Origin of the sequence: Dyadobacter arcticus, assembly GCF_011762185.1 — a bacterium.
GTDB classification, from domain to species: domain Bacteria; phylum Bacteroidota; class Bacteroidia; order Cytophagales; family Spirosomataceae; genus Dyadobacter; species Dyadobacter arcticus.
In genome coordinates, this window is the sequence record NZ_JAASQJ010000002.1 from 198,795 (window position 1) to 216,642 (window position 17,848).

Sequence of the window (17,848 nt, forward strand, 5' to 3'; positions counted from 1 at the left end):
TACGAGAAAATCATGAAAACAATATTGGTCCCAATCGACTTTTCCCAAAACACAAACAAAGCCCTGTCGGCTGCAAAACAAATCGCAAGTAAAACCGGAGCAAAACTGCTAATTATGTTTGCCTACCAACCTTATTTGGACGATTTCGCCCTTCCTGATTCTGTCAGTGCTTTACCTGTTTACCAAGAGTTGGAAGATTCTTACCGGGAAAAACTAAATGCCTGTGTTTCCCAGCTACAACAGGAAGGCTATCGCGCTGATGCTGTGTGGGAAACAGATGGCGTAGAGCCAGCCGTGTTGCGGCAGGCCAGCGAAACAAATGCCAGCATGATCGTGGTCGGACGCAGCGGCGCAGGCAGTTTGCTGGACAAATTGATTGGCAGCTCGGCAACGGGTATAGCATTGCATGCGACTTGCCCCGTGCTTATCGTGCCGCCTCAGGCAACTACTACCAATTTTAGTAAAGTGCTATATGCCACAGAGCTAGAATTTGAAGAAAAAGAAGTCTTGCTGGATGTTATCTCCCTCGTCAAACAATTGAATGGCCAACTAACGCTTGTGAAGATCAATTCGGACCAGCAGTTAAATATACAGTCAGACAAACAGCATGTAGATGAAATCCAGAAAGAGCTTGGTATTGGCCGGGAAGATATTGTTATTCTGGATGGAGAACAAGTTATGAAAAGCCTTGAAGATTATTGCGACAAAGTCCACGCAGACCTGTTGATTGTCTCTACCAGGCAACGCGGATTTTTGGAAAAGTTCCTTAGTCCCGGACTCACAAAAAAGCTGACATTAGATACACACTTACCTCTGTTGGTATACCATCAAAAGGTTTGTGAGAGCCAATTTCAGGCACCCATGGTCATTCTTTAAGAGACGGCTTATCGGACACGCCTGTCAAAAACGAGCCTTGTCATCGAAATGCAAGAGCATCAGATTTATTTCAAATAACCTATTTCAATTATGAAAACAGACCTGGAAATTCAAAAAGATGTCATGGAACAAGTTCGTTTGCAACCGATTTTGGATGCAGACGAAATCAGTGTTTTCTGTAAGAAATTACAATTTGTATGTAAAGACTAAATTGATAAATAATTAAACCTTTACCATTTACAAAACGGTGGCTTTTTAAGCTATTTTTTCACAGAAGGAGGTGACATGAAGAGAATTTTGGTCCCGTGCGATTTTTCATTATCGAGTGAAAAGGCAATCAACTTTGCCATTGATCTGACTGACACCGCACAAGATGAGCTGTTCCTGGTGAATGTAATCAACGATATAAACGATTCAAAATTTTCTACCAAGCAGGACGCCAACCTAAAAGAGCTAGGACGAAAATTGATAAAGCTGACGTATGTTCGTAAACCAGGAGTTTTGATACATCATAAAATACTTTCCGGGAGATTTTTAACATCCATTCTGAGTTTTATTGAAACCGATAAAATTGATTTAGTGGTGATGGGGACACATGGATCGCGTGGATGGGGTGAGTATTTTATGGGTTCAAATATCGAAAAGGTTGTAAGAACGTCACCCGTGCCAGTCTTCGCAGTAAGAGGGGATCAAAATCGAAAATCAATCCATGATATCGTATTTCCCTGTAACCTGAAACTCGATCAGAGTGAGGTATTGTCGAAGGTTAAAGAACTCCAAAAGACGTTTCATTCCCGACTTCACTTACTACGCATCCATAGAGGGAAATCGCTGAATGACATCACACTAATTGACAAACTCAAAGAATACGCTACACACTACCAGCTTTCAAACTATACAATCACAGTGGTAAATGATGCTAACGTAAAAGACGGAATTCTACACTTCGCCCGTGAGATCAATGCAGACATGATCGCCATGGTAACGCATGGAAAACGCAATTTGAAGCACTTGTTTACTGAAAGTACGACCGCAGATATTGTAAATCATGCCAATATCCTTGTGTGGACCTATTCCAGCTAAACGCTTCGGATGAACATTAACAATGTCTTTATGATCCAAGAAAACGCAGCTACTTCAATCAAGGAGATCAGCTTATCACCCAAACCGGGTAAGACTTACTGGAAGAATTCCGGAAGAGAATGGCGAGAGGAGTTCATCTACTTTTTGTTGGTAGACCGGTTTCACGACGACCTTGATAGAAAACCCATTACAGATAGCGAAAGAAGTAGCGGCTTCGGAAATTCGGAACAGCTGCAAAAAATATGTGGTGGTACATTAAAAGGTATTACCAATCATCTCGATTACATCAATGACCTGGGTTGCACCGCCCTTTGGCTGAGCCCCGTTTTTGAAAATAACCCTTCTTCCTATCACGGTTATGCGATTCAAAATTTTCTGGACATCGATCCGCGCTTCGGAACAAAGCAGGACCTGGCAGATCTGGTTGATGCAGCCCATGCTTTGGATATAAGGGTATTTATGGATATAGTATTGCATCACAGCGGCGATAATTGGTCATATCCCAATGATGAAAAATATTATTACAACCAGGGGGCCATATTCCCATTTGGAGCTTGGCGTTACCAGCAAAGACCCCTGCCCGTAGAGTTTCGAAACCCCGAGATTTATTCCAGAAAGGGACAAATACGCAACTTTGATACTTATCCGGAAACAAGAGATGGCGATTTTTCAACGCTGAAAAGCTTTAAAAATGACACTTCCCCCGAAGCGCTTTATGTGCAGCAAATGCTAACCAAAATCCATTGCTATTGGATTAAAGAAACTGATATCGATGGGTTTAGGATCGACGCGGTGAAACACATGGGCGAAGATTACATCAGCCAATTCTGCTCACATGTGAGAGAATTCGCCTACAAACTCGGCAAACGCAACTTCTTTTTGTTTGGAGAACTTGTCGGGCCGGAAGATATGTACAACAAATACATTGGCCCAAAAACCTCTGTGGTCGTGGAAGACAAAGCCATTTATTTTGGATTAAATTCAGTACTCGACTTTCCCCTCTATCACATTCTTGCCGACGTAATCCGCGGCGTGTCTTCACCAGATAAGCTGATCCGCAGGTATGAATCGCTTCGCAAAAATGCCATGAACCGCGGTGAATTTGGGGAGTTTTTGGTAACATTCATAGATAATCACGACCAGGTTGGACAGGTTTACAAAAAACGATTTGGAAATAACGCTACCGAAAATCAGGTCATTGCAGGAATTGGTTTCTTACTCTGCGCCCTGGGAACACCCTGCATTTATTATGGCACCGAACAAGGCTTTGACGGGTCAGGTGATGGGGATGCCCGCGTCCGGGAGGCGATGTTCAGTTTGGAAGATCATTCTTTAAATGCATTAAATAAGTCGGGGAAGATTTACAAAGAAATCGCCTTCATAGCTGCATTCCGAAAGCAAAGCCCGATTTTAAAGTTCGGACGAATGTACATGCGCGAGCTTTCTGATGACGGCAAAAATTTCCATTTACCCACCTTCAAAAAGTCCCTGCTCGCTTTTTCGAGGGTACTTTATGACCAGGAGATTATTGTCGCCTACAATAGCTCTCTTACAGATCAGGACGAAGAATACGTCTTGGTAGATCCTCTACTGAATGCCGAAGAAAGCAAGTTCAAATTTGTATATGGCCAGTCGGGACATATTAGTGTGCTGCGCAACGAAGAAGGAAACCGGCATTTTATCAAACTGAAACTGGAACCGTCACAATTTGTCATCCTGAGTAATGGCCTTTGAAATCAATCATTTTTTCATTTGCTAAATATCCTAAATCTAACCGGATATCATGATCATCATCGTTTTTGGCCTACCCGGATCAGGTAAAAGCTTTTTCGCTTCCCGATTAGCTGACAAACTAAATGTGAAATACATCAGCAGCGACCAAACGAGAAAAGGGGTGCATGCATTAGGTAAATATTCCTTTGAGGACAAAATGACCATATATCACCTCATGGCAAAAAATGTGGATGAAGACTTAAACCAGGGCGAGACCGTCGTGATCGATGCCACTTTTCACCACGACGCGATGCGTGCCATTTTTATAAACCTTGGAAAGAGAAGGGAAACGCCCATACGGTTTATACTGATACAGGCTACGGATAGTATTACCAAAAAAAGATTAAGTGGTATCAGGCAGGATAGTGAAGCAGATTATGCGGTATATCTGCTGATCAGGGAGCAATTTGAAATGCCCGAAATACCAATTTTAAAACTGCAATCCGAGAATGACAATATCGATCGTATGACACAAAAAGCATTGGAATATCTGCGAGGCTCTTATGAATGATTTGAACATCCATGCACTTTCCCAGACAGGCATTTTTAAAGGTCAGCCTCTGTATGGAACACCAGAGGAAACCCATATTTCCTGGGTGATTCTGAGTAAAAAAATGGCCTTCAAAATCAAAAAGCCCGTGAAACTTTCATTTCTGGATTTTTCTACACTGGCCAAAAGAAAGAAATATTGTGAAATAGAACTGAGGCTGAATCAGCGGTTTTCCGCCATTTACCTGGCCGTTTTACCGGTACGCCATCAGAAAAATGAGTGGTTTATTGGAGAAGGGAATGCGACGATCGTAGATTATGCTATTGTTATGAAGCGGATGTTACCTTCCAAAAGAATGGATAAACTACTCGTGAAAGGCAAAGTCCTTCAAGAGCAAATCATCGCACTGGCAAAGGAAGTTGCTGATTTTCATACTTACGCAAAGGTTATTCACTCCCCTTTCGATCAGGATGAGTCGAGACGCACATTCAACGATATTGAAAACGCCGGCACCTATGTAAAAGAGAATCTTGGACAGAGCTTTCAAAATATTATCACCTTGGCCATCCAATGGAGTGATCACTTTTTGGCTACCAACAAATTGCTTTTCGCGCAACGGATTCGCGAGGGTTTTAAGCGGGATCTACACGGGGACCTTCACAGCGGTAATATTTTTCTGTACAAAAAGCCCGTTATTTTTGACTGTATTGAGTTCAATAATGATTTCCGCCAAATTGATGTCATCAGTGAAATTGCCTTCCTTTGCATGGATCTTGAAGCTTTTGGATACCCAGAGCTCTCTGATATTTTCCTGACAGCATATTCAGATCATTTTCCGTGTATCATAACATCGGCAGATCAGCAGTTGCTTACCTACTACAAATGTATGCGTGCCAATATCAGGGCAAAGGTCCATGCAATAAGTGCCGGACAAACCATAGAGGGAAAAGTTCGGGATGTTCATTTAGCCGCCGCGCGAAACTATCTTACATTAATAAAAACTTACATCGAAAAATAGTGCTGCTGGTTCTGTTGTAATAGATGTATTGAACTTGTTGTCAGACTTATAGATTTAACCAAAATGCCCGCCTACATAGTTTTTCGTCAATTCATTCTGGGGGTTTTGAAAAACATCCTGACAGCTTCCAAATTCAATTAGTTCGCCCAGGTACATAAAAGCAACTTTGTCCGAAATACGCTGGGCCTGCTGCATGTTATGGGTTACGATCACGATCGTGTAATCCTTTTTCAAACTGATGATCAACTCTTCTATTTTTCGGGTACTGATGGGGTCCAATGCTGAGCAGGGCTCATCCATTAAAATGACCTCCGGCCGAAGCACGACGGTCCTGGCAATACATAGTCTTTGCTGCTGTCCTCCTGATAATTTCACCGCCGGCTTTTTCAGCTCATCCTTCACCTCTTCCCACAAATAGCTTTCCCTTAAAGCCGATTCAATGAGTTTTGGAATTTCATTTTTCGGGAATTGATGGATGTTTAATGCATAAGACATGTTTTCGTAAATGCTTTTAGGCAATGGGTTTGGCTTTTGAAATACCATCCCGATCCTTTTACGGATTTCTGTAACAGAGTTCTTCTTGTCATAAATATCCAGGTCCTCCAACTTGATAGCCCCATCGATCCTTGCATCGGAAGACAGGTCATGCATCCGGTTGAAACAGCGGAGCAGTGTTGATTTCCCACAGCCGGAAGGCCCTATTAACGAGGTAACCTGATTTTCGGGAAAATCGATATTAATATTTTTCAATATTTGTTTTTCCCCGAAATAGAGGTTCAGCGAATGAGCTGATAATTTAATCTGATCCATATTACTGCTGGGTCCTTTGCTTAAACCGAATATAGAAGGCAATGATATTGAGCACGAAAACCAGTACAATTAAAACCACTGCAGTGCCGTAAGCCAAGGGCCTGACCTGTTCAATGGACTGGTGCTGCGTGGAAAGCATATATAAGTGATAGGGCAAAGCCATAAATTCCTGGTTCACCGAGGTCGCGGAGCCATTGATATAAAAAGCGACGCCGGTAAATAATATGGGTGCCGTCTCGCCTGCTGCTCTCGACAAAGTCAGGATTACGCCGGTTAGAATACCCGGTAACGCAGTCGGCAAAACGACATCTTTGATGGTTTCAAATTGCGTCGCGCCTAGGGCAAGCGTCGCTTCCCGCATGCTATCAGGTATTCTTTTTAAGGCTTCCTCTGTGGTGGTAATGATGTACGGCAATGAAAGCAGCCCCAGGGTTAGTCCAGCCGACAAGACGGAAGTCCCCAGGTGGAGCGCCTGAACAAATAAAGCCAGCCCGAACAAACCATAAATAATGGACGGGATACCAGCCAGGTTCCGGATTGAGGCCCTGATAATACCTGTAAGCACAGAAGGCTTTGCATACTCATTGAGATAAACCGCACAAGCAATGCCGAAAGGCACCGCAAAAAGCGTGGTGATCAAGGTAAGCCATAAGGTGCCAGTTATCGCAGGCAGTATTCCGCCGCGGGTCATTCCCTGGGTCGGTGGCCGGCTTATGAATTTCCAGGAAAGCGAAGACACCCCTTTTGAAAAAATATCAAACAAAATGATACCCAGGAACAGACAGACCAGGATGGTACTCCCGAGTAAAACCGTCCAATTAAGAAAATGGAATAGACTCTTTTTCATGCCTGAAATTTGCGTAAACTGTTGGCGAAATATTCCCCCAGAAAGTTGATCGCCAGGGTGATGAGGAATAACACGGCTGCAATGGCAAAAAGCGCAAAGTAATGGGTCGTTTGGTATGGCACCTCCCCCATTTCGATGGCGATAGTGGCCGTGATCGTGCGGATGGAATCCAGGAAACCGCCAGGCATGGCAGACGCATTCCCGGTCGCCATCAGCACCGTCATGGTTTCTCCAAGTGCCCTGCCCAGTCCGAGCATAACGGCTGCGATCAGGCCGGGCAAAGCCGCGGGCAATGTTACCTGAGATAGCGTCGCCCACTTGTTCGCACCCAGCGCCAAAGAAGCTTCCCGGTAGGTTTTCGGAACCGCATTAATGGCATCCTCGCTGATGGTTATAATGGTCGGCAACGCCATCACAGCCAATAACACAGATCCATTTAATGCATTTAATCCATTTTGCATGCCGAATAGTTTGGCGATTCCCGGGCCTACCAATACGATCCCGAGAAAACCAATAGCAACCGAAGGAATGGCGGCAAGCATTTCAATAACCGGCTTCAAAACAGCCTGCAATTTTCCCGGTGCAAATTCTGACAAAAAAGCTGCCGTAAAAATACCCAGCGGCACCGCTATGAGCATAGAACCTGCCGCCACCAAACCTGTACTAGCCAACAGCGGCAGGATACTGTAATTTCTATCAACACTTCCCGGGTCCCATTGGTATCCGGTAAAAAAATCAATAGGGTTTACTTCTGCAAAAAAGGCAATGCTGTTGTAGATCAGCATCATAAAAATACCTCCCAGCAAAACGATGGTAACCATCCCCGTGCCTTTAAAGAGTTGTTTTAAAAGCCAATCTGTGTTTTCCCGCTTCTTTACATCCATGACATTCAGTTTACCGGATAATAGCCAGCCTCTTTAATAATTTTTTGCCCTATCTGACCTTTTTCAAAATCCAGGAAGGGCTTGACTTTATCGTAGGAATCAGACTTATAATATTGAAACAAAGGCCTCTGGAAAAAATATTTTCCTGCTGCAATCATTTTAGCATTCAATGGCGAAACGGCTTTATCCTTTCCCGAATAGACTGTCAACACCTTCAAACCTTTGCTGCCGCCGTGGATAACATAACCGGCACCTACATAGCCGATACCCGAGTTGTCCTGCTTGATGGCCTCTAAAATCTGCGCATTCCCGTTCATTTCTTTGGCGTGTGGGCTAAAGGCGATTTCAAGCTTTTTTTTGACGAAATCGTGTGTGCCGGAATTACTTTGCCTTCCATAAATATTCACAGGCAGTTTTTCAGAAGTTATCGAGGACCAATCCTTATAGGCACCGCTCAGAATGAGGGCCAGGGTTTTGGTGCTGATTGAGTCGATCGGCAGGTCGTCGGATACCACGAAAGCAATGGCATCCTGGGCAAAAATGAAAGAATCAATTCGAACCGTTTTCTTTTTGAACAAGTCAATTTCCTCGCTATTGATACTCCTGGAAGAGTTGGCCATGTCGGCAGTACCATTCAGCAGCGAAGCGATGCCAAGGCCGGAACCTCCTCCGGAAATGGAAACAAAAACTTCGGGGTTATCGCTGTGAAACGTCTCGGCAAGCTGAACGGCCAGATTCACTTCCGTATCCGATCCCTTTATTTTGATCGTATCACTGTCCCGGGCACATGAGATCAGAAACATCAATAAATAAGCTGGCCAATACCGCATGATTTTCGCTGATCCGCATTGAAAAAGAAAGTAATATTAGCCAAAATGGAAGCAAGCGCATGTTGTCATTTTGTTATGAAATCTGTTCTTCGCCGCAGGTCATCAAGGCGTTTGGATTACCCGAAAGAATCAAGGCTAAACCATGAGGAAATCGGTAACTTTATCGAAAAGAAATCATGGTATGGAAACTGGTTTTGGCTGTAATCGCTATTGCAACCATTTTATATTTTGCCGGAAAAGTCTCTGTTTATCTTCAATTCAAGGAAGAAATAGCGCGGCTATTTTCAAAACACGATTTAACATCGCGGAAGGAGTTCAAATATGCAGATCTTACTGACCTTCCCCAACCTGTACAACATTATTTCCGGCATGTTTTAAAGGAAGGGCAGCCCTACATCGCTTCGGCAAGGTTGCTTCACGACGGACAATTCAAAACCGATCTGAAGAAGGATTGGGTGAATATGTCCGGAGAAGAATACTTCACCACCGGAAAGCCGGGCTTCGTCTGGAAAGGTACCACCTTGCTATTTACCGCGAGGGACATGTATATCGCAAATCAAGGCAGACTAGTAGTTTCTCTATTTAACCTGATCAAAGTACTGGATGGCAAAGGTCCAAAATACGATGAAGGCGAATTGCTCCGCTGGCTGGGTGAAAGTGCGTGTTTCCCAACCAATTTACTGCCCAGCGAAAATTTGGAATGGTTACCTGTCGACGATGATTCAGCGAAACTGAACTTCCGGCACGAGGGGATCTTCATTTCATTTGTGGTCACCTTCGATAATAACCATGAGATTATCCAAATGGAAACAGAGCGGTACATGGACGATGTCCGCAAGGAAAAATGGATTAACAAGACTAGCGATCATGAAGTCCATAATGACGTACTGATCCCGACCTTATTAGAAGCAGGTTGGCAATTAAAAGAAGGTTACTTCCCATACGCGAAATTCAAAATCAGAAAGATTGAGTACGATAAAAGTGAAATGTTCTAATCTTCGCAACAGCACTAGTGCCTGAGCTCTCCAAATTCATTTGCATAGATCTTGGCTAACAGAACGAAGTAGCTGATTAGCAAAGGCCCGAAAATAAACCCCCAGAAGCCGAATAAATTAAGCCCCACGATCAAGCCAAGAACCGCGACAACTGGGTGCACATTGCCGATTTTTTGAAGCAAAGTGACTCGTGCGAGATAGTCCACATTTCCTGTTACCACCAGACTATAAACTGCAAGTCCAATCGCCTGACCGCTATTACCCGATGAATACAAGAAAATAATTAAAGGTATCCAGATGAAGGCCGTGCCGACGACAGGAAAAAAAGCAAAGAGTGCCGTCATAAAGCCCCAAAGCATATAGTCACGGATACCAAAAATCCAGTATCCAAAGATTGCGAAGAGCCCCTGTATAATGGAAATCAGGGGGATGCCAAATGCATTGGCCCGTACCATATTTTTTGTTTCTACGGCAAGGATATGCACATTTTCATCCTTTAACGGAATGATCCCAGCCACTTTCCTTTCCATCGCAATGCCATTTGTAAGCATAAAAAAGAAGAGAAAAAGGATCATCAGCAGGTTGCCAACGACTGCAGCCGAACTATTTAGCAAAGAGGGGAGAAAATTAGTAACCACCTTTTGGATCTCCCTTAGGTTTTCATCAGTGAAAACATCCTGTCCTGTCCATACTTTAATCTGGGCAGATACGGATTTAAAAACCACGATGACTTGCTCGGAATTGTCAAAAAGTACATTTACCTGGGAAGAAATCAAATGGATAGCAAAAGAAACCGGAAGACCGATACCAACAAGAAATGCGAACATAAACAAGAGGGCGGTTGCACTTTTGTTCCAGCTTTTCCGCACAGTGAGTGCAAAATACCATTCGCGGCTTAAAATATACAATGTCAGTGCGCCCAGGAACCCTGGAATGAAAACGTAGAGTTCCAGTAACAGCAGTAATGCCAGTCCTGCCAATATGACCAGTAACCCTATCTGCCTGATCCGGTTGTTAAATGTTGCCATCGAATGATTGGTTAACCGGGAAAATAATCACTACCCCCGTGATCAAAGGACGACAGTTAATGGCAGACACCAATTTAAATTAATGGATTACAAGCATTTATCTTGTTAGCGAGCGATTATGAATTAATTCAAATCATCATGTTCAGGAAATGAGATATCGGCTTTGTTTGACTAATTTGAACAAAGAGTCTTGCATTTAAAATGACAGCATGTTAGAAACACCTCGCCAAAATACATCCGAAGAGCCTGGCAAGCTCGATATTACAGATTTAAAAACCGGGTTATCCAGTCAGGAAGCAGGGTCGAGGATTTTAGAATTTGGTCTGAATGAATTAGAGCAGGTAAAACCAGAGAGCATCTGGTCTATCCTGTCGCGGCAGGTGAATAGTGTCATCGTCTGGATCCTCGCGGCGGCGGCAATCGTGTCTTTTTTCCTTGGCGATACCCTTGAAGGCTTTGCAGTGATAGCAGTCATTTTAATCAATGCAATTACCGGGTTTATCCTCGAATACAATGCCAGGCAATCCATGGAAGCTTTGCGCAAACTGGATACTACACCAGCAAGAGTGCTTCGTGACAGAAAAATCATGGAAATTCCTTCAGAGCAGGTGACAATAGGTGATATCCTGATTTTGGAGGCGGGTGATCTAATACCTGCGGATGCGCTTATCCGGGAAGTCAATCAGTTGACTGTCGACGAATCTGCATTAACTGGTGAATCTGTTCCTTCACCAAAAACTATAGACCCTTCCCAGAAAGATGCGCCGCTTGGCGACCGGCACGACTGTCTTTTTAAGGGAACTGCCATAACCAATGGCAATGCCAAAGCAGTGGTAACCGGCATCGGCCAGTCAACCGAGCTGGGCAAGATCGCCACCATGGTCAGCCAGGCCAAGCGAACGGCCACACCTTTGGAAGCCAAGCTGGATGCCTTGGGAAAAGTGCTGATCTGGGTTACGCTTGGGATGGCGACGTTATTTTTAATCGTCGGATTTTTGAGGGGACAGGAAATTAAACAGTTGATAGAAACTGCCGTTGCGCTGGCCATTGCCGCCATACCGGAAGGAATGTCGGTTGTTGCCACGGTTGCTCTTGCTTACGGAATGCTCCGTTTGGCTGAAAAAAAGGTAATTGTCAAACGTCTTTCAGCCGTAGAAACACTCGGAGGAACCAACGTTATTTTCACCGATAAAACGGGTACGCTTACCGAAAATAAAATTGAAGTCGAGGCGCTTAGGGCAGCCGGAAATGATTTTAGCGTTCGCATTAATACAGACAAAGGGGGTGGCCAAACACTTGAAATTCTGAAAGGCGATCAGGGCCTGATCCATTCACCCGAAATTGAAATGCTTGCGCGAATTGGCGCGCTGGTTAACAATGCACAGCTGGATTCGAAGAAATCAGAGCGGAGAGAATTAGGTGACCCCGTCGAAGTAGCGCTGCTTTTGTATGCCCGCGCCTCCGGTATAGACCTTCATAAACTCTATAGGGATTATCAGCGGCAGGCCGAAAAAGCGTTCAGTTCCGATACTCGGATGATGGCCACCCTCGACCAGGTCGGACCCGATTATTTTATTGGTGTCAAAGGTGCTGTGGAAGAAGTTTCCGCGCTTTGTAATTGGGAAAATCAGGAAGATAGAACGAAGGAACTTGAAGTTTCAGAGGCGATGGCAGCGGATGGGCTCCGGACCCTTGCTTTTGCCTACCGGCAAACCGACCATAAGCCGGGAGAAAATTTTACACAAGAAGAAAAACTGACCTATGCAGGACTGATCGGGTTTCTGGACCCGCCGCGTAAGGAAGTGATCAAATCGTTGAATGCGTGTCATGATGCTGGAATCAAGGTAATTATGGTTACCGGCGACCATCCGGCAACTTCACTGAAAATCGCCAAACAGGTAAATTTGGTTGGCCCCGACGAACAGTTGGTGATCACTGGAAAAGACCTTGAAGCATTTGACTTTGCATCATTAGATGACCAAAAAAAGATGATGGAATGCCATGTATTTGCCCGGGTAAATCCTGCGCAAAAACTGGATATGATCGATTTTTACCAAAAACAGGGAGACATTGTTGGTATGACCGGTGATGGTGTAAATGACGCTCCGGCATTAAAAAAATCTGACATCGGCATCGCCATGGGACTGCGGGGTACCGCCGTTGCCGCCGAAGCTGCGGATATGGTCTTGAAAGATGATTCCTTCGCATCCATTGTACACGCCATTGAGCAGGGAAGGGTGATTTTCGAAAATATCAGAAAGTTTATTGTGTTTCTGTTGTCCTGTAATATGAGTGAAATTTTCGTAGTCACTTTTGCTGGGTTCCTCAATGTGGGAAGTCCGCTGCTACCACTTCAAATCCTTTTCATCAACATCATTACCGATGTCTTTCCGGCGCTTGCATTGGGCGTTGGAAAGGACAACAAGAAACTGATGAAATCCCCTCCCCGAGATCCAAAACAGCCCATATTACAAATAGCGGATTGGAAAAGAATTGTATTTTATGCCTTGGTTATGACCGCCTCGGTGCTGGGTGTTTACTGGTATGTGATCAATCAGTTAGGATTAAGCCCACAGGAAGGAAACACCATTACCTTTTACGCACTTTCGCTGGCACAGCTGCTTCATGTTTTCAATATGTATTCAGGTAAGCTGCGTTTTTTTAACAATGAAATCACCCGGAACAAATTTATCTGGATGGCATTGATCTTATGCATCCTAATTATGTTCGCCACCAATTACATCCCGTTTCTGAGGCATATATTGTCGCTACAAAGACTTGATATCCAATCTTTGAAATTAATCTTGGCTGCCGGAATCTCACCCATTCTGGTGATACAAACGGTGCGCATATTTGTCCCAATCAAATAGTACAAATGTTTTCTAATCTGTGATAGATGCAACTTGTTGCAGTGCATCTATAACAAGTTGCGCGCAAAATAGCCTCACCTTTATGGTTGCTGCTAGCTGATACTTATCGCTAATGAATTCATGAGGTTAGTAAAGCAATTACTAATCGATCCCTCGTTATGAATAGCAAAGACAGAAAAGAAAATGACACCGAAATGGAGAAATCCAAAGCACACATCGTAGTTGAAATCGTACAGTATGTTCCAAAAACCGTGTCAAGCAGGACTATCATCAAGAAGACAACCGGTAATATCACCGTGTCTTCATTTGATACAGGAGAGGAGCTGGCAGAGAAATCCTCTGCCTTTGATGCCTACATTCAGATCATCGACGGATCTGCCGAAATTGTTATTGATGGCAAAAAACACAAACTCAAATTAGGTCAGGGAATCATCATTCCGGCCCATTCGAAAAATTCCTTTTGCGCCAAAGAACAATTTAAAATGATCTCCACAGTGATTAAAAGTGGTTATGAATAATCTAACCGCCAAATCAATAAATTTATGATACCAAAAAAAATGAAGGCGGCTGTTGTTCACAGTTTTGGGCAACCGCTTCAAATCGAAGAAATGCCCGTAAAAGAACCAGGTAAAAATCAGATCCTGGTTAAGGTCATTGCAAGTGGCGTATGCCATACAGATCTGCACGCCACCGACGGCGACTGGCCTGTAAAACCAAAAATGCCACTTATTCCAGGGCACGAGGGAATTGGTTATGTGGTTGCATTAGGTCCGGAAGTGACCGGTATAAAAGAAGGCGATATTGTCGGCGTTCCCTGGCTGTACAGCGCTTGCGGCGGTTGTGAATTCTGCATCTCGGGCTGGGAAACGTTATGCGAAACCCAGCAAAATGGCGGATACAGCGTAGATGGCAGTTTTGCAGAATATGTGATTGCAGATGCCAGATACGTTGCGCATCTACCTGACCATACCAATATGATCGAAATGGCCCCCATCTTATGTGCAGGGGTCACCGTATATAAAGGCCTTAAAGAAACCGAAACCAAGGCCGGAGAATGGGTTGCAATATCAGGAATCGGCGGTTTGGGACATTTGGCTGTACAATATGCAAAAGCCATGGGAATGCATGTGGCTGCCATTGACATCAGTAAAGACAAGCTTGATCTGGCAAAAAGCCTGGGTGCGGACCTAACCGTAAATGCGCTTGAAGAAGATCCGGGCGAATTTTTGAAACGACAAACCGGTGGTATGCACGGCGTGCTGGTAACGGCTGTTTCGCCAATTGCCTTTAAACAAGGCATTTCTGCTTTGCGCAGAAAAGGTACAATTGCTTTGAATGGTCTACCCGCAGGAAGTTTCGACTTGCCTATTTTTGAAACTGTATTGAACCGGTACACCGTGCGAGGATCTATTGTCGGAACCAGAAAAGATCTTGCAGAATCCATCCAGTTTGCGCTGGAAGGCAAAGTGAAAGCAACAGTCCATACTGCCAAATTGGAAAATATCAATGCTGTATTTGATCAAATGAGAGCCGGAACAATTGAAGGCAGGGTGGTGATGGAGATTGGAACAGTCTAGAATCATGAAAAAAATACTAGTTACCACCGATTTCTCCGCAGGCTCGAAAGCTGGCCTGCGGTTTGCTATCCAGCTGGCTTCACAAAGTAAATTTGCGCTGACCTTCTTCCATTCTTACAACGTCCTTTCGCCGACAGGCTGGACGGCGGCAAAGATCAAAGAATATAAAAAGTCAGAGTCGGCAAATGTTCAGCAGCAGCTTGATCTATTTGTTGAAAAAATCTATCAGGAGCTTGAAATCCAGCCCGAACACCACCAATGCGTCATCAAAGGTTCCGTTTTTACGGAAAGCAATATCCTCAAATATGCTGCGGAGCAACATTTTGATTTTATATGCATCAGCACGCGGGGGGCCGGCAGACTGCAACGATTGCTTGGCACTAATACCGCCAATCTGATTAACAATTCAGAGATTCCTGTTATCGCTGTGCCGCATACCTATAAGTCCAAAAAGATTACCAGTATCCTCTACGCTTCCGATCTGACGAACCTCGATAAAGAACTGGAAATCGTAGCCGCATTTGCCAAACCACTCGATGCAGAAGTACAACTACTGCATTTCACCACTTTCCTGGAAACCCACATTGATCCCAAAAAAATTGAGCAGGCCACTAAAAAATCGGATCACCTGCAACTAAAATTGGATATCAAGTTTTTTGAACCTTCCGAAAGTTTGGTCTCTCACATCGAAGCCGCCATCATCAGGACCAAGCCTTCCATGCTGGTCATGTTTACAGAGCACCACAGGAATTTGTTTGAAAAAATATTTCTGTCCAGTAAATCGGCGGAATATTCGTACCATCCGACGGTGCCTTTGTTGGTTTTCGGAAAGAATTAGGTGAAGTAAAAGGACAGTTGATTCCCCGGTTCATATTTCTGCATTTTTGAACAGGCCAGTGACATTTGAACGATATCGAATCAATGGAAACCGCAAAAGACATAGCCGGACTGGTAGGACCAACTGTAATGGTTTTGTCTTTGTCCGAATATTTAAACTTTCACATTTGGACAAAGGTGGAAGCAACAGTTGTTTACCTGAACGGTTTGCTTCTATTTATCGGCGGACTTGCGATCATCCGTTTGTACAACCTCTGGGCTTTTGACTGGACTATACTTGTCACATTGACCGGCTGGCTATCCTTAACATTGGGACTGTACAGGCTGTTCCTTCCTTCCGCCAAACAAGTCAGGAAAAATTTTCTCGCCAATATCATATTTGGAGCATTGTTTGTTACCGGATGTTTTTTAACGGTTAAAGCTTATTTCTGATTGATCGCAGTTAAAGGTTCCTATGTTGGTTTTCGGGAAGGTGCAGCCTAAATCTCTCTCCCGATTAATTTGCTATATTTGGATGTAAAACTTTCCGGCAATGGACGCAATGACTTTTCTTGAATGCCCCTCCCTGATGACTGAAGAACAAATCGAAGAGAGAGACTTTGACACAGTCAAAACTTTCGGAGAAATAAAGAGAAAAATTTCAAAGGACATCGCCTACATGAACTTTGAACAAATAGAAGAATACTTGCAAAACAAAGAAGTAGGCCCTAACGCCTGATCAGAATGTATACAATAGCGGATTTGGACTACTAACGCGGACGCACATCGACAATTATAACTTCGCTGAGCAGTTTTTTGGGCATTCCGAAAGTCTGATCTGCCACATTGAACCTGCTTCATGAGGACCAAGCCTTCTTTATTTGGTACCCTAGTATCACAAGGTTGACATATTGATAACGCAACCTGTTTGCAAAATATGACCAATCTTTGTTTCATAAAACAAAAATAATTATGAGAACAAAAGTGGAGGCGCAAAAAAGCTAAAGAAATGAGAGAAAAGCGAGGCTGGTCTCAAAATCAGTTGCTAGCAATACATAGTCATTATCAGCAACCCGACAAAACATTCCAAATGAGCAAAATTGCAAACTTTATTAGAATTTTATTTTTAGGTAGTTATTCTGTTGATAGAAAACTAAACCCAGCTTTTCAAAATCAAGTCAAAAACTTAAACAGACTTTGGAGAAACGAAACGTACAAAGACTTTGGTATTGAGCGTCTTTACAGGCTTTTCTTAACACTTTTTCAATTCGTTTCGATTGGGCTTTATGTCAGACACGTTTCGGGCCTATTTGGACTGCACGCAAGAAAAATGGGTGTTGAGGTTTTAGTTTTATCAAAATTGGCCTTCCCAATCATAGTGCTATCTTGCAACCTAACAAAGCAATGGTTAATGCCATATTTGTCAGCGTATTTACTAATTGACACCTTAATCTATTTAAACTATTTAATTTTTTGTGCCGACCTAAATACAAAACCCATAACATATAAAAGGTCATTAATAAATCTGTTTTATAACTATATAGAAATTGCTTTAAACTTTGCAGTCATTTATTCTTATTGTAACTTAAATATTCAATGCTTTTTCAATCGACCGTTGACAAATAATTTCGAGGCAGTTTATTATAGTTTCATAACAACAGCGACAGTTGGTTTTGGAGACATTTATCCTAAAACAACATTTGGACAGTTTTTAGCCGTTTCGCAAATTGTTTTGTTCTTTACGTTTGTGGGACTTTTTTTTAACTTCTATGCTTCGAGAGTTGAAACGGGTTCATATTTCAACGAAGAGGTGACATACAAAAAAAGAGACAACAAAGAGTAAATGGTTATTCCCTTAACATTGTGGCAGACTTAGCAACAATCGGCTGGTATCAGTTATCGAGCTTACTATTATTCCGGTTAGCTTTTTGTTGTTAACTTCAATTTCAAT

The 17,848-nt window shown here is 43.4% G+C and carries 18 protein-coding genes; 13 read left to right on the forward strand and 5 right to left on the reverse strand.

The genetic code is table 11. The annotated features are described in order from the left end of the window. The first annotated feature begins 12 nt into the window (after positions 1–12). The 5 genes from FHS68_RS08460 to FHS68_RS08480 all read left to right on the forward strand — a co-directional run bounded on the left by FHS68_RS08460 (position 13) and on the right by FHS68_RS08480 (position 5,240). Positions 13–876 (forward strand): universal stress protein, encoded by an 864-nt coding sequence (locus tag FHS68_RS08460; RefSeq protein WP_167269110.1) that lies wholly within the window; start codon positions 13–15, stop codon positions 874–876. A 285-nt stretch (positions 877–1,161) separates the two neighbouring features. Continuing rightward, entirely contained in the window at positions 1,162–1,959 is a 798-nt protein-coding gene (locus tag FHS68_RS08465) for a universal stress protein (RefSeq protein WP_167269111.1), read from the forward strand. 30 nt (positions 1,960–1,989) lie between these two features. Next, positions 1,990–3,693 carry an alpha-amylase family glycosyl hydrolase gene (locus tag FHS68_RS08470; RefSeq protein ID WP_167269113.1) on the forward strand — a complete coding sequence of 568 codons (1,704 nt, stop codon included), beginning with the start codon at positions 1,990–1,992 and terminating at the stop codon, positions 3,691–3,693. Between the two features lie 49 nt (positions 3,694–3,742). Then, entirely contained in the window at positions 3,743–4,243 is a 501-nt protein-coding gene (locus FHS68_RS08475) for a P-loop nucleotide/nucleoside kinase family protein (RefSeq protein ID WP_167269114.1), read from the forward strand. After that, on the forward strand, positions 4,236–5,240 hold the full coding sequence (locus FHS68_RS08480) for a phosphotransferase (protein WP_167269116.1): 1,005 nt from the start codon (positions 4,236–4,238) through the stop codon (positions 5,238–5,240). Before FHS68_RS08475 ends, FHS68_RS08480 begins: the two co-directional genes overlap by 8 nt. Positions 5,241–5,294: 54 nt before the next feature. On the opposite strand, the gene pstB is transcribed toward FHS68_RS08480, so the two are convergent. From pstB to FHS68_RS08500, 4 genes are read right to left on the reverse strand one after another with little or no spacing between them, the layout of a single operon-like run. Continuing rightward, positions 5,295–6,041 (reverse strand): phosphate ABC transporter ATP-binding protein PstB, encoded by a 747-nt coding sequence (pstB, locus tag FHS68_RS08485; RefSeq protein ID WP_310588555.1) that lies wholly within the window; start codon positions 6,039–6,041, stop codon positions 5,295–5,297. Between the two features lie 10 nt (positions 6,042–6,051). Further along, positions 6,052–6,897 (reverse strand): phosphate ABC transporter permease PstA, encoded by an 846-nt coding sequence (gene pstA, locus FHS68_RS08490; protein ID WP_167269120.1) that lies wholly within the window; start codon positions 6,895–6,897, stop codon positions 6,052–6,054. Beyond that, complete coding sequence (pstC, locus tag FHS68_RS08495; RefSeq protein WP_167269122.1) at positions 6,894–7,781, reverse strand: phosphate ABC transporter permease subunit PstC; 888 nt, start codon at positions 7,779–7,781, stop codon at positions 6,894–6,896. The genes pstA and pstC overlap by 4 nt, the downstream gene beginning before the upstream one ends. A gap of 5 nt (positions 7,782–7,786) precedes the next feature. Next, positions 7,787–8,611 carry a PstS family phosphate ABC transporter substrate-binding protein gene (locus FHS68_RS08500; protein ID WP_167269124.1) on the reverse strand — a complete coding sequence of 275 codons (825 nt, stop codon included), beginning with the start codon at positions 8,609–8,611 and terminating at the stop codon, positions 7,787–7,789. Positions 8,612–8,787: 176 nt separating this feature from the next. Here FHS68_RS08500 and FHS68_RS08505 point away from each other — a divergent pair, with 176 nt between their 5' ends. After that, complete coding sequence (locus tag FHS68_RS08505; protein ID WP_208408261.1) at positions 8,788–9,606, forward strand: DUF6544 family protein; 819 nt, start codon at positions 8,788–8,790, stop codon at positions 9,604–9,606. Between the two features lie 14 nt (positions 9,607–9,620). Here the strand turns inward: FHS68_RS08505 and FHS68_RS08510 are convergent, their stop codons facing one another. After that, positions 9,621–10,634, reverse strand: coding sequence for an AI-2E family transporter (locus FHS68_RS08510; RefSeq protein ID WP_167269126.1), 1,014 nt, complete (start codon positions 10,632–10,634; stop codon positions 9,621–9,623). Between the two features lie 209 nt (positions 10,635–10,843). Here FHS68_RS08510 and FHS68_RS08515 point away from each other — a divergent pair, with 209 nt between their 5' ends. From FHS68_RS08515 to FHS68_RS08545, 7 genes are all read left to right on the forward strand, one after another. Beyond that, the gene (locus FHS68_RS08515; RefSeq protein ID WP_167269128.1) at positions 10,844–13,504 is read left to right on the forward strand and encodes a cation-translocating P-type ATPase; all 2,661 of its coding nucleotides are present in this window, start codon (positions 10,844–10,846) and stop codon (positions 13,502–13,504) included. Between the two features lie 158 nt (positions 13,505–13,662). Continuing rightward, complete coding sequence (locus tag FHS68_RS08520) at positions 13,663–14,022, forward strand: cupin domain-containing protein (RefSeq protein ID WP_167269130.1); 360 nt, start codon at positions 13,663–13,665, stop codon at positions 14,020–14,022. Between the two features lie 24 nt (positions 14,023–14,046). Next, the gene (gene adhP / locus FHS68_RS08525; protein ID WP_167269132.1) at positions 14,047–15,081 is read left to right on the forward strand and encodes an alcohol dehydrogenase AdhP; all 1,035 of its coding nucleotides are present in this window, start codon (positions 14,047–14,049) and stop codon (positions 15,079–15,081) included. Positions 15,082–15,085: 4 nt separating this feature from the next. Then, a complete protein-coding gene (locus tag FHS68_RS08530; protein WP_167269134.1) occupies positions 15,086–15,919 on the forward strand; it encodes a universal stress protein in 834 nt (277 codons plus the stop codon). A gap of 83 nt (positions 15,920–16,002) precedes the next feature. After that, positions 16,003–16,350 carry a hypothetical protein gene (locus FHS68_RS08535; protein WP_167269136.1) on the forward strand — a complete coding sequence of 116 codons (348 nt, stop codon included), beginning with the start codon at positions 16,003–16,005 and terminating at the stop codon, positions 16,348–16,350. A gap of 100 nt (positions 16,351–16,450) precedes the next feature. Beyond that, a complete protein-coding gene (locus FHS68_RS08540) occupies positions 16,451–16,636 on the forward strand; it encodes an RNA-binding protein (protein ID WP_167268803.1) in 186 nt (61 codons plus the stop codon). Between the two features lie 270 nt (positions 16,637–16,906). Next, positions 16,907–17,740, forward strand: coding sequence for a potassium channel family protein (locus tag FHS68_RS08545; RefSeq protein WP_167269138.1), 834 nt, complete (start codon positions 16,907–16,909; stop codon positions 17,738–17,740). Positions 17,741–17,848 lie beyond the last annotated feature (108 nt).